Origin of the sequence: Rhodococcus sp. NPDC060090 (assembly GCF_042729855.1) — a bacterium.
Lineage (GTDB): Bacteria > Actinomycetota > Actinomycetes > Mycobacteriales > Mycobacteriaceae > Rhodococcus.
In genome coordinates, this window is record NZ_JBHWXB010000024.1 from 20,895 (window position 1) to 34,102 (window position 13,208).

A 13,208-nucleotide genomic window follows, 5' to 3' on the forward strand; every position below is an offset into this window, starting at 1 on the left:
CTCACCAGGACAGGACGGACGAACACCATGACCGCGTCGTACAACGCCCGGGCCTACCGGGAGTACTTCGAGAACGACTTCACGTATCTCAACGGATTCCGGCGCAACACCGGGCGTTACGCGCACCGGGTCGCCATCACCGACCCCGACACCGGGCAGCAGTTGACGTACAAGCAGCTCGGCGAACGAGTCGATCGGATCGCGACCGGCCTCGCCGACGCAGGCGTCCGGAGCGGAGACGTCGTCGCCTATCAGCTGTTCAACGGAATCGCGTTCGCCGAGCTGTACCTCGCGACACAGGCCATAGGCGCCGTCGGCTCACCGGTCAACTTTCGATTGGCCGGGGGTGAGACCGCGTTCGTGCTCGACACGAGCACGCCCAAGGTCTTCGTCTACGACACCGAACTCACGTCGAATGTTCGAGAAGCATTGGAACACTCGTCGCACACACCCGAGGTGGTGATCACAGTCGGCGACGGGGAGCCCCTCGGCGTCCCGGGAGCCACCGTGATCCGCTATCGCGATCTTCCGGCCGACCGGGTGGCATTGCCGCCGCTCCACCGGACCGTCTGGGACGAAACCACCCGCCTGTACACGTCCGGCACCACCGGTATGCCCAAGGGTGTGCCGCTCAACAGCATGATCGAGATCCTCAGCGCACACGACGTGATCATGCACTTCCCGCTCGGTCCCGAAGACAAGACGCTCAACATGACCCCGTGGTTCCACCGCGGAGGGCTGTACTCCGGCGGACCGAACCCGACGTTCTACATCGGCGGGCAGGTGGTGCCACTGCGCACCTTCGATCCCGATCGCGTCCTCGACCTCGTCGAGGAACTCGGCCTGACCTTCCTGATCGGCGCACCCACCAACCTCGCGATGCTCGCCACCGCGCAGGAACAGCGTCCCCGTGACTTATCGACGCTCCGGGGCATCGTCACGATGGGTGCACCTCTCGAGCGCGAAGCCGCGCTCCGCTACCAGGACGTGCTCAACCCGCGGATCTTCAACGGCTACGGGAGCACCGAGGGATTCTGGAACACTTTCCTGCGTCCGGCCGACCTGCCCGATCACGCCGGAACCGCAGGACGCGCCTGCACCGACGACGATGTTCGAGTCGTGCACCTGTATCCGGACCGCCTCGCCGATCCCGACGACGTGGTCGCACGCGACGGAGAGGACGTCGGCGAGGTCATCGTCCGGTCGCCGAAGTGCTCCAACGCCTACTTCGACTCACCCGATCAGGAGAAGGCCAAGTTCCGGAACGGCTGGCTGCACATCGGAGACCTCGCGACGTGGGATGCCGGTGAGTTCGTCACCATCGTCGGCCGCAAGGACGACATGCTCGTCTCCGGCGGCGAGAACGTGCACCCCGTTCAGGTCGAGGAAGCGCTCAACCAGCATCCCGGAGTGCAGGATTCCCTGGTGGTCGGTGTGCCGGACGACCGGTGGGGACGCATCGTCGTCGCTTACATCGTCGTGTCCGACCCCGGCCTGTCCGTCGACGCTCTCGACGAGCACTGCCGAGCACACCACCTGCTGTCCTCGTTCAAACGACCGCGAGCATATCGGTTCGTCGAATCACTGCCCGTCTCCGCAACGGGAAAGAAGCTGCACTACAAGGCGACCGCCGCAGCAGCGGCCGAATTCACCGACGGCCGGTTCACTACCCCTACCGCTTCCGGGGTGACCCGATGAACGCAGCGCTGATCCACGAATCCGAACATCTCCAGTTCCGCGACGTCGCGCGAGGTTTTGTCCGCGAGAAGATCACACCTGTCCACGAAGACTGGGAGCGTGCGAGCTGCCTCGATCGCTCTCTGTTCACCGAAGCAGGAAAACTCGGGCTGCTCGGCTTCTCGGTCGCCGACGAGTACGGCGGGCCCGGCGTCGACGACTTCCGCTACAACGCCATCCTGATCGACGAGGTCAACCGAGCCGGGCATGCCGCCGCCGGTATTGCGTTCTCGCTGCAGAACGACGTGGTGCTGCCCTATCTCACCGACATGACCACCGACGAGCAGAAAGCGCGTTGGCTACCCGGCGTCGTCAGTGGTGAGACAGTCCTCGGCATTGCGATGACCGAACCGGGGACCGGGAGCGACCTGACGGGCATCCGCACGTCGGCGGTGCGCGACGGTGATCATTACGTCGTCGACGGATCGAAGACGTTCATCTCCAATGGACAGAACGGCGACCTGTTCGTCGTCGCGACCCGCACCTCCGACGACCCGCACAAGGGCCTGACGTTGCTGGTCGTCGAGGCCGACACTCCCGGCTTCTCCCGTGGCCGGAACCTGGAGAAGATCGGTCTGCATGCGCAGGACACCAGCGAGCTGACGTTCACCGATATGCGCGTGCCCGTCGCGAATCGTCTGGGTGAGGAGGGGCAGGGTTTCTACCAGCTCGTGCACAACCTTCCCCAGGAACGGTTGTCGCTGGCGGTGGGAGCGGTGGCTGCGGCCGAAGGCGTCTTCGAGACGACGCTCGCCTACGTCCGGGAACGCAAGGCCTTCGGTAAACCGGTGTCCGGCTTCCAGAACACCCAGTTCGTCCTCGCCGAACTGTCCACCGAACTCGACCTCGCTCGCACGTTCCTCGACGACTGCATCGCCGAGCATGTCGACGGCAAGCTCACCGCCGCCCGCGCCGCACGGTTGAAGTGGTGGACCACCGAACTGCAGGTGCGCGTCGCCGACCGATGCCTGCAGTTGCACGGCGGCTACGGTTACATGCGTGAATACGCCGTGTCGCGGGCATTCGTCGATGCCCGCATCCAGACGATCTACGGCGGTACCACCGAGATCATGAAGACGATCATCGCCAAGGATCTCGGGATCTGACGAGAACGGCAGCGCGATAGGAGCAGGACATGACCAACGACCAGGACGAACTGTCCGTCCACGACGCGGTGCGGGCAGTACGGACGGATTCGCGGCGGCGTCAGGTCCTTCGCGCCGCCGCGACGGTCATGCAGCGGACCGGGTTCCATCAGATGTCCATGCAGGCACTCGCCGACGAGGCGGGTGTCAGCGTGGGCCTGATCTACAAGTACTTCGGCGGCAAGGAGGACGTCCTCCTCGCGACGATCGTCAGCATCCTGGAATCGTTCCGCGACCAGCTGGCACCCGCGATGGACACCGCGGGTGACGATCCCGTCGATCGCCTCGTTGCCGGCATGCGGCGGTACATCGAGATCGTCGACGAGAACATCGATGCCGTGACGTTGACCTATCGGGAGAGCCGCACACTCGATCGCGCCGGCCGCGACCGCATCAAGGAACTCGAGGTGTCGACGTCGGCACCACTGCGGGAAGTCCTCGAAGACGGCATCGCCACGGGCATCATGAACGACGTCGACGTCGATCTCATGGTGTTCGACCTACTGCTTCTCGCACACGGGTGGGCGCTCAAGCACTGGCACTTCGGTGCCCTCTACTCACTGGACGAGTACATCCGCCTGCAGATCCGTTTCGTGCTCAATACGATCCTGCCTGCCGAGCGTCGCGACGATTACGCCCACCTGGTCCGCTGATCCTCGTCTCCGCACGCGAGCGCGCTCGAGATCTTCCGGGCGAAGTCGGCCACCAGCGGTGCCATCCATTCGAGCTGGATCGCGCGCACGCCGCCGGCCAGCGACACACTCGCGACGATTCCGCCGGTGCCGCGCAGGGGCGCGCCGACGCTACCGATGCCGACGATCGATTCTTCGCGGTCGAATGCGATGCCGTGACGCTTCCGGACGCGGTTGAGTTCCTGATGGAGCATCACCCGGTCGGTGATCGTGTGATGTGTGCAGGGCGCCAGTCGAACGGGGTACAGGCTGTCGACCTGTTCGGGGTCGAGCGTCGCAAGCATGGCTTTGCCGCCCGCGGTGGCATACGCCGCGGTGCGTCCGCCCACCCTGGTCGGTAGCCCCGCTGCGCCTGCGCCACCGACCTTGTCGAGGCAGTATTCCTGCGTTCCGTCGAGAACGTCGAGGTGTACTACCCCGCCGGTCTGCATCGCCAGTTCGTGGAGGTGCGGTGCCGCGCATTCGCGGAGACGGTCGCGGTCGATGTCGCCGCCGAGGCCGAGTGCGCGAGATCCGAGTCCGTAGCCGAGCGCACCGTGTTCGAGCCAGTCGAGTCGGACCAGCTGGTCGAGGATGCGGTGCACGGTCGACCGGGGAAGACCCGAACGGAACGTCACCTCTTCGAGGGTGAGCCTGGCGATGCTTGCGTCGAAGGCCTCGAGGATGCGGGTCATCCGCTCGACCATCGAGGGCGGCGGCGGGCGCAGCATCGTTGTGTCGGCCTGCGCAAACTCCGAATCGATGACTGTCAACGTGCCCTCCATCGCTAGTGTCGGGGTGCAGAACTCGATCAGAACTGAAATTGATTACTGCACGGTAGCAGTATGCGCATCCCCCCGAGAAGTACAGCACACAGAGTGTATGTGCGCTACGGATGCAAAAACATCGGCGCGTCATGGAGGCATTTCCCCGTGCACTGGTAGAGATCATCGATTGCGACTATCGTCACGATCGTGAGCAGGACGTACGAACATTCGCCGGGACATCCGACGGCGCATTCTCGTGCCCGAAAACTGTGTATCTGCGGGTGCCAGGCCCGCTGACCGCCCGCACCCGTAGCCCCGGTCCCCCGACTCCGTCGGCGCAACGTTCGCTGCGCGGGTCACGGACCGCAAGGTCGGCACGCCCCTGAATCATCCGAGCAATCCGGAGTCCGAACCCATGAGTGACACCACGCCCGACGCCGTCGACCCGACCGCCGACTGGAACTTCGAGACGAAGCAGATCCACGTAGGCCAGCCTGCCGGAGGCGACACCAAAGCGCGGGCCCTCCCGATCTACCAGACCACCAGCTACACCTTCGACAACACCGACCACGCAGCCGCGCTGTTCGGACTCGCCGAAACCGGAAACATCTACACCCGCATCATGAATCCGACCCAGGATGCGGTCGAACAGCGCATCGCTGCCCTCGAAGGTGGCGTCGCGGCATTGCTGCTCTCCTCCGGTCAGGCCGCCGAGACCCTCGCGATCCTCAACGTCGCCCAGTCCGGCGATCACATCGTCGCGAGCCCCTACCTGTACGGCGGCACCTACAACTTGCTGCACTACACACTCACCAAGCTCGGCATCGAAACCACCTTCGTCGAGGATCCCGACGATCTCGAACAGTGGCGCGCGGCCGTCCGGCCCAATACTCGGGCGTTCTTCGCCGAGACCATCGCGAACCCGAAGAACCACATCCTCGACATCTCCGGAGTCTCCGGTGTCGCGCATGACAACGCGCTGCCGCTGATCGTCGACAACACGGTGGCCACCCCGTTCCTGGTCCGCCCGCTCGAGCACGGCGCCGACATCGTCGTGCACTCGGCCACCAAGTACCTCGGTGGTCACGGCACGGCCATCGCAGGCGTCATCGTCGACGGCGGCACCTTCGACTGGACGCAGGGACGCCATGCCGGGTTCACCACTCCCGACCCCAGCTACCACGGTGTCGTCTACGCCGACCTCGGCGCACCCGCGTTCGCGCTCAAGGCGCGTGTCCAGCTCCTGCGCGATCTCGGCTCCGCGGTGTCCCCGTTCAATGCGTTCCTCATCTCGCAGGGGCTCGAAACCCTGAGTCTGCGCATGGAACGTCACGTCGCCAACACCCAGAAGGTTGCGGAGTTCCTCGAACAGCGGGCCGAGATCACCTCCGTCGCCTACCCCGGGCTGAAGTCGTCGCCGTGGTTCGACCGCGCACAGGAGCTCACGCCCAAGGGTGCCGGTGCGATCGTGGTGTTCGAACTCGCAGGTGGCATCGATGCCGGTAAGAAGTTCGTCAACGCGCTGACCCTGCACAGCCACGTCGCCAACATCGGTGATGTGCGCTCCCTGGTCATCCACCCCGCGTCCACCACCCATTCCCAGCTCTCCGCCGAGGAGCAGCTCGCGGCCGGCGTCACTCCGGGACTCGTCCGCCTCGCCGTCGGTATCGAGCACATCGACGACATCCTCGCCGATATCACCACCGGCCTCGAGGCTGCCGGAAGCTGATCTCACAGGGGTCGACGCAGGCGGGGGAAGGGAACGCATCGCGGCCCTCCCCTGCCTTGCTCGTCACTCGGTCACGCGGCCACCGACCGTATGGACCACGACGACCTCCGGGTGCCACGGAACGAGATCGTCCACCGCCTTCTGGAGTTCGTCCACCGGCGGCAGCCCATCAGGTGTCAGGACGTGAATCGTCGCCGTATTCTGCTGCAGGGACACGTCGGTGACCTGGGAACTCGACTCGTCCCCGAGCCAGATCGCGGTGGCATCAGCGATCTGGCCTGCCCACAGCGACGACAACGAGTTCACCACCATCGGAATGGCCACGATGATCAGCGCGGTGGCGAGGACGGCGTACGCCCGACCGCGTCGTGCTTCACCGGCCCCGGCCTCACGCGCGTACCCCACGACGACGAGCACCACCGTCGCGGTCACGATCATCGCCACCATGTTGGACGCGAACAGCACGAATGCGCCGAGCGCGAGGCCGGGTGCTCCCGAGCCGAAGCACACACCGACCACCACCAGCGGCGGCACCAGTGAGATCGCAATGGCCACGCCGGGAAGTACATCTCCGACGTCGCGCCGGGTCATGGCGATGACCCCCACCAACCCGGTCGCCAACGCGGCAGTGAGATCCATCAGCTTCGGCGAAGTGCGCCCGACCACCTGTGAATTCGTGAGCACATTCGTCGGATTGGGGAGCAACTGCGAGACGACGAAGCCGATCGCCACCACCAGCACGATGCCCACGAGGACCAGGAGCAGGCTCCGGACGATCAGCTTTCCACGTCCGGTCGCAATCCCCAGTCCGACACCGAGAATGGGAACCGACAGCGGCGCGACGATCATGGCGCCGATCACCGTTGCAGTCGAATCACCCGCCACACCCGACGCGGCGATCACCGCGGACAACGTCAGCATGATCCAGAAGGCCGAGCGTTTCGATGCAGACTCCCCCGTACTGAGATCGAGACGGTCGACGAGTTCGTCGAGTGTTCGCCGCTGACTGTCCGGAACCAACACATCCACGGCCGCGCCCCAATCCGGTAGATGACGAATTCACCAGGTATTCAGTGCCTTACGACAGCTCGGCACCCCAACGGTAGTGAGGGCATTACCCTGTCAGCTCACCCCGCGAGGATGAAACGTCGCCGTTGTGACAACGCGCGCTCATGTCGTTCGTCCCCCGCGATGCGCTCGACTGCGATAAATTCAGCACCGGGGACAGAACCGAGGAGAACACATCTGACAGTTTCGTGAACGGAGCCGCGGTGCTGCTCATACCCAGTGACGACAGTTCTACGAGAACCACCGACCGAGGCATTCGATCGATTCCCCGGCTTGCAACCGAGCCGGTCCATCGGCACGGATTGTGTACTCGATTCGAGCGCGCCCGGAAGGTGGGTGGGAGTGTCGCGCTCGTGTGCGGCATGGCCGGTACCGGCAAGACGGTGGCGGTGACCGAATGGCTGCGCTGCTCACATCTGCCTGCGTCGCAGACCCAGGTGGCGTGGGCAAAACTCTCCGAGGAACACAACAATCCCCGAGCATTCTGGGATGAGCTACATCGGTCGTTCGACGATTCACCGCCCCGCCACGGCGAGCAAGCACCGAGGGCGCGGGCAGAGATATTCGCGCAGTGGCTCGGCACGATCGATGGTCCCGCCGTGCTCGTCCTCGACAACGTTCATGTCATCCACGACCCGCTGACGCTGTCCGGGTTGGCGCATCTACTCGAAATACTTCCCGACCACGTCACCGTGGTGCTGACATCCAGATTTCCCCCGCCGATTCCGTGGCACCAGCTGGACCTGACCGGAAGGCTGGTACGACTCGACGACGCCGACCTGGCGTTCGACCGGGACGAGACCGGCCGAGTCCTCGCCGCAGGCGATGTCCTTGTCACCGACGACGAACTCGACGCTATCGTGGCACTCACCGGCGGGTGGGCCGCTATGGTCCGGTTCATCGCGCTCCTGTTGTCGGCGCGCGGCGACAACAGAGAGATCCTGGCGTCGGCCACCGCATCGGATCACTCGGCGATATCCGATTTCCTTGTGGGAGAACTCCTCGACAGCATCAGCGCGGAGCAGCGTGAGTTCCTGATGCGAACAGCTGTTCCCGATTCATTCGATGTGGATCTCGCCGGCGAACTCGCAGGACCCGAAGCGGAGCGAATACTCGCGGAGATCCTCGCCGCGTACTTTCCGATATCCCACACCGGAATCGCCGGATCGGAAATCTACAGTTACCACCCGCTCATGCGTTCTCATCTCAAAGCCGAACTCGACCGGGCTCTCGGTCGCGACGGAGTGCGCAGGCTCGAATTGAGGGTCGGTGGCTGGTATTCGAGACTCGGCGACCCGGTCCAGGCCATCCGATATCTCACTGCTGCGCAAGATCGCTATGCGTTGTCGAAATGCATCCTCGACCTGGGCCCGAATGCAGTGTTCGGTCCACACGGTGCCGCTTTTCTGAAGGTCCTCGATTCCGCGCCCTCCGACATTGCCGACGACCCGTTCGTCCATCTCCTGCGAAGCGTGCATGCCCTGGCTCTCGGCGTTCCGGTCGAAGCCGATGCATTTCTCCGCGCCACATCCGCCCGTTCGTCGTCCATATGCCCCGCAGAAATGTTCGATCGCTTCCATCACGCCGTCGAAATCGACATCTGCAGCGCACTCGGAGACGAGGTCGACGTCTCCGTACCGGCAGCACCCGGAGACCATCGCGATATCGAGTCGTATGTCGCGGTCCAGCAGGCGAAGTGCGCAATGGCGACCGGAGATCGAGGCACGAATGATCGTCTCCGCGCAGCGGTGAGCATGGCCGAGCACACCGGCAGCATTCGTCCCCATCTGGAAGCCCTGATGCTGCTCGCGCTGAACGAAGGGGCTCACGGACACCTGACGTCGATGGGCGCGCGCGCCCTCATCGGTGTCGAATATGCGCGAAGTGTCGGCCTGTCCGAGTCGGGAGATGCCGACCGGTGCGCGGTGATGTGCCACTACCACCATTTTCTTTGCGGAACACGACCGCCGGAAGGAATCGATCGGCCACTCGCAATGTCCATCGGGATCGATGGACTGTCGTCGCCTCTCGCCGGCTGGAACAGCTACACGATGTCGCAACTCCTTGCCTTCCGCCAGGCCACCGACAAGATCACAGCTGCCCGCGAGATCGCCGACGTGGTCCTGACCGCACTGACCGACTCTCGGATGGGCGCCAGGTCGGCGCCGATCATTCCGTTCGCAACTCATGCACTGGTAGCCGTCCACGAACTCGACCACGCCCAGCGAATCATTGAAAAAGCAACAAGAGTTCTGGGCCGGCACCCTCACTTCGACCTCGCCGCAGCAACGGTCGAACACGCTCGCGGACGCTCGGCGCGTGCCCGGGAACTTCTGGACTCCGTCCTGGACCATCGGCTCGACCACGGGGTTTCCGAGGTCGAAGCTCATGTACTGCGAGCGGTCATTCGTGCAGCCTCCAACCGCGAGTTCGGGGCGTACGACGATCTCGAGACCGCACTCAGCCTCGCCGAACCCGAGCGCCTGGTCCGGCCGTTCCTCACTATCGTCGGCGCGGTGGCACTGCTCGACACCTACAGTGGCCGGTTCGGCCGGCTCGATCGATTCGCCGAGACCATCCGGACGCACCCCGACGCACCCCATGCCTCGACGAACGTCGTCCTCACGCCCGCCGAGGCACGTGTGCTCAAACAGTTGCCCTCTCCGCAGACAACCCAGGAGATTGCGCACGCGCTCGCGCTTTCGGTCAACACGATCAAGACACATCTCCGAGGTGTATACGGGAAGCTGGGCGTATCGTCCCGGGGGGAAGCGATCACAGCCGCTCGGCTGACCGGTCTGCTGTAGTACAGCAGGACCGGTCGGCTCGAGAGATCGGACAGAAGATCAGCGGTCAGGATCCCACGTCGATACTGCCCAGATCACGACGATGTCCAGAGCGATGATCAGGATCGACCACATCGGGTAGTACGGCAGCCACAGGAAATTGACGATGATCGACAGGCAGGCCAGGACGATCGCGGTGAAGCGTCCCCATGTCGCCCCCGACATCAGCGCAAACGCCGTGATCACCACGAGAACACCGATGATCAGATGGATCCAGCCCCACGCCGTCGTATTCAACTCGAAAATGTACTCGGCGCCCACCACGAACAGTTCGTCGGTGGCGATGGCAGAGATCCCCTGCAGGATCGACACCACGCCGACGACGAGCAGGAGGAGCGCAGCCGTGATCGATGTGCCTGCCGCAAAACCTTGTTTGACGCCTCCACCGTGCGAAGACATATCGGATTCCCTTCATGTGTGATTCGGACCTGAGCACGGCCCGATGCACCCCATTGCACGCAATGGCCCAGGAACCTCGCATCGCCCGTCACAGGTGAACTCCCGATGTTCACCATGTACGGGTGAAGTGCACCCGGGGCGGATACGGCACTCTGGTGTGCACCACGAGAGGAGCGGCGATGCAGCCAGATTCGTGGCCGAAGGGCGTGCGCTATTCGTTCACGGTCGCAGGCACACTGTCCGAGCGCACGCTCGCGGCGTTCCCGGAACTGCACATGTCCGACATTCCCGGTGCATACACCATGCTCTACGGCTCGATCGCGAGTCCGACCGAATTACGTGGGGTGCTGGCGCGATTCGATGCATTGGGGATCACCGTCATCGAAATGAGCCGACTACCCGACTGATCGAAAGGACCCACTGGATGACCCAATACAACCCCAGCCAGGCACCGAGCGCGGTGGACCCAAAGAAGTTGTGGGCCGGTGGTGCTGCCACCGCGGTCGTTGCTGCGCTCGCGGCAGTGGTCGGGCTGCTCGTGGTCCGCGAACTGCTCGACGTTCCGATGATCACGCCGGAAATACTGTTCGGTCGTTCCCAGGCGGCGAACCTTGCGGTGTTCGCCGCAGCCGCAGCACTGCTCGCCACCGGGCTACTCCACCTACTCTTGGTGTCGACACCGCGTGCCACGAGCTTCTTCGGCTGGATCTGCACTCTTGCCACCATCGCCGTGGCCCTGTGGCCGTTCATGTTCGACGCGACCTTGGCCTCGAAGGTGTGCAGCGCCGTGCTCTACCTCATCGTCGGTACTGCAATCGTCTCCCTCCTGTCGGGCGTCGCACGATCGGCGTCGGTTCCCGGGCCGATAGTTCGGTGAAGCGGAGCGCCGAGATCACCTGCAACGGGTGATGGCCCGCCGCGGGGACGGCAGCACAATCGCTTCATGACGCAATCTCAGGAAGCAACAGCGACTGTGTCGAACACGAATTCGGATGCACAACGGACCCTTCCGTTCTCGGACACTCAAGACTTCTCCGACGCCGAGCGAGGCTTCATCGCATCGCTCGAGCCCGGGGTCGTCAAGGATGCGTCGGGGAACATCGTGTGGGACAGCGATGCCTTCGCCTTCCTCGAAGGAGAGTGCCCACCCACCGTCAACCCGAGCCTGTGGCGCCAGTCGAGACTCTGCGCAATGCAGGGACTCTACGAGGTCTCCGAGGGGATCTACCAGATCCGCGGACTCGATCTGTCGAACATGACCATCGTCGAAGGCGACACCGGCGTCATCATCATCGATCCGCTCATCTCCACAGAGACCGCCGCCGCAGGCCTGGGCCTGTACCGTGCACACCGGGGCGACCGCCCCGTCACCGGCGTGATCTTCACGCACTGCCACATCGACCATTTCGGCGGCGTCAAAGGCGTCACGACCGAAGACGACGTCGCGGCCGGACGCGTGCCCTTGCTGGCTCCCGTCGGATTCGTCGAACATGCCGTCGCCGAAAATGTGTACGCGGGTACCGCAATGGCGCGACGGGCCGCATACATGTACGGGGCTGCGCTTCCGCGCGGCGCACATGGCTCCATCGGCGCAGGTCTCGGCCCCACCACTTCGACCGGCACGCCGACGCTCATTTCCCCGACGGTCCACATCGACCACACCGGACAGACGGAGGTGGTGGACGGAATCCGGATCGAGTTCCAACTCACGCCGGGCACCGAGGCGCCCGCGGAGATGAACTTCCATTTCCCCGACAAGCGCGCATTGTGCATGGCGGAGAACGCGACCCACACGCTGCACAATCTCCTGACACTGCGCGGCGCGCTCGTTCGCGATCCGCACGTGTGGTCGAAGTACCTGACCGAATCCATCAACAGCTATGCATCCCGCACCGATGTGCTGTTCGCGTCGCATCATTGGCCCACGTGGGACACCGATCGCATCACCGATTTCCTGTCGGTTCAACGCGACCTCTACGGCTATCTGCACGATCAGACTCTTCGCGCCATGAACAAGGGCTCCGTCGGTATCGAGATCGCCGAGGACATCGACCTGCCGCCGGCGATCGAGAAGGCCTGGCACACACACGGCTACTACGGTTCGGTCAGCCACAACGTCAAGGCCATCTACCAGCGCTACATGGGCTGGTTCAACGGCAACCCGGCGAACCTCTGGGAACATCCGCCGGTCGCGTCGGCGAAACGCCACGTCGACTTCATGGGCGGCGCAGAGGAAGTCATCACCAAGGCCCGCCGATCATACGACCAGGGTGATTTCCGTTGGGTCGCGCAGGTATTGAACTACGTGATCTTCACCGATCCCGACAACGCCGAGGCCCGGTCCCTACAGGCCGACACCCTCGAGCAGCTCGGATACGGTTCCGAGAACGGTACGTGGCGCAACTTCTTCCTGATGGGTGCATACGAGCTGCGCTACGGAAGCATCGGCACCCCCACGGTCACGGCATCTCCGGACATCACCGGCGCGCTCACCGTCGAACAGCTCTTCGACGCACTCGCCCTGCGAGTCGACGGTCCCCGGGCATGGGATGCACGGATCACGATCGACTGGCACGTGAGCGATCACTCGATCACCCATCGAGCTCAACTGCGCAACGGACTGCTCGTCCACTTCGACCTGGGCGAAGCCGATCTGGGGTCGCCGGATGTCATCTTCACCCTCACGAGTCGCGCATTGCATGAAGCGCTGCTCGGTGGTGCGGATCTGAGTGCCATGATCGAAGACGGGTCGGTCGAGGCCGACGGCAACGTCGCCGCGTTGTCCGAGCTCGTCGGATATCTCGATTCTCCCGACCCGGACTTCGCGATCGTGACACCGTAGGCGT

At 64.0% G+C, this 13,208-nt stretch carries 11 protein-coding genes; 8 read left to right on the forward strand and 3 right to left on the reverse strand.

What is annotated here, in order from left to right:
• The first annotated feature begins 27 nt into the window (after positions 1-27).
• Genes ACFWCF_RS24510 through ACFWCF_RS24520 form a run of 3 tightly spaced genes read left to right on the forward strand, consistent with a single transcriptional unit; the run spans position 28 to position 3,535 of the window.
• Positions 28-1,698: a class I adenylate-forming enzyme family protein gene (locus ACFWCF_RS24510; RefSeq protein WP_378567228.1), complete on the forward strand. Its 1,671-nt coding sequence runs from the start codon at positions 28-30 to the stop codon at positions 1,696-1,698.
• A complete protein-coding gene (locus ACFWCF_RS24515) occupies positions 1,695-2,843 on the forward strand; it encodes an acyl-CoA dehydrogenase family protein (RefSeq protein ID WP_378567231.1) in 1,149 nt (382 codons plus the stop codon). The genes ACFWCF_RS24510 and ACFWCF_RS24515 overlap by 4 nt, the downstream gene beginning before the upstream one ends.
• 29 nt (positions 2,844-2,872) lie before the next feature.
• Positions 2,873-3,535: a TetR/AcrR family transcriptional regulator gene (locus tag ACFWCF_RS24520; protein WP_378488545.1), complete on the forward strand. Its 663-nt coding sequence runs from the start codon at positions 2,873-2,875 to the stop codon at positions 3,533-3,535.
• Here ACFWCF_RS24520 and ACFWCF_RS24525 read toward each other — a convergent pair.
• A complete protein-coding gene (locus ACFWCF_RS24525) occupies positions 3,514-4,326 on the reverse strand; it encodes an IclR family transcriptional regulator (protein WP_378567234.1) in 813 nt (270 codons plus the stop codon). The genes ACFWCF_RS24520 and ACFWCF_RS24525 overlap by 22 nt on opposite strands.
• Before the next feature lie 409 nt (positions 4,327-4,735).
• Between ACFWCF_RS24525 and ACFWCF_RS24530 the strand changes: the two genes are divergently transcribed.
• On the forward strand, positions 4,736-6,049 hold the full coding sequence (locus ACFWCF_RS24530) for a bifunctional o-acetylhomoserine/o-acetylserine sulfhydrylase (protein ID WP_378567237.1): 1,314 nt from the start codon (positions 4,736-4,738) through the stop codon (positions 6,047-6,049).
• Between the two features lie 63 nt (positions 6,050-6,112).
• Here ACFWCF_RS24530 and ACFWCF_RS24535 read toward each other — a convergent pair whose 3' ends face one another.
• Complete coding sequence (locus ACFWCF_RS24535; protein WP_378567240.1) at positions 6,113-7,078, reverse strand: TIGR00341 family protein; 966 nt, start codon at positions 7,076-7,078, stop codon at positions 6,113-6,115.
• Positions 7,079-7,479: 401 nt separating this feature from the next.
• Here ACFWCF_RS24535 and ACFWCF_RS24540 point away from each other — a divergent pair, with 401 nt between their 5' ends.
• Positions 7,480-9,924, forward strand: coding sequence for a LuxR C-terminal-related transcriptional regulator (locus ACFWCF_RS24540; RefSeq protein ID WP_378567243.1), 2,445 nt, complete (start codon positions 7,480-7,482; stop codon positions 9,922-9,924).
• A 39-nt stretch (positions 9,925-9,963) separates the two neighbouring features.
• On the opposite strand, the gene ACFWCF_RS24545 is transcribed toward ACFWCF_RS24540, so the two are convergent.
• Positions 9,964-10,362, reverse strand: coding sequence for a hypothetical protein (locus ACFWCF_RS24545; RefSeq protein WP_378567246.1), 399 nt, complete (start codon positions 10,360-10,362; stop codon positions 9,964-9,966).
• 179 nt (positions 10,363-10,541) lie between these two features.
• Between ACFWCF_RS24545 and ACFWCF_RS24550 the strand changes: the two genes are divergently transcribed.
• From ACFWCF_RS24550 to ACFWCF_RS24560, 3 genes are all read left to right on the forward strand, one after another.
• A complete protein-coding gene (locus tag ACFWCF_RS24550) occupies positions 10,542-10,769 on the forward strand; it encodes a hypothetical protein (protein WP_378567249.1) in 228 nt (75 codons plus the stop codon).
• Between the two features lie 17 nt (positions 10,770-10,786).
• Entirely contained in the window at positions 10,787-11,239 is a 453-nt protein-coding gene (locus ACFWCF_RS24555) for a DUF6069 family protein (protein ID WP_378567252.1), read from the forward strand.
• Between the two features lie 66 nt (positions 11,240-11,305).
• The gene (locus ACFWCF_RS24560) at positions 11,306-13,204 is read left to right on the forward strand and encodes an alkyl/aryl-sulfatase (RefSeq protein ID WP_378567255.1); all 1,899 of its coding nucleotides are present in this window, start codon (positions 11,306-11,308) and stop codon (positions 13,202-13,204) included.
• The last annotated feature ends 4 nt before the right edge of the window (positions 13,205-13,208 follow it).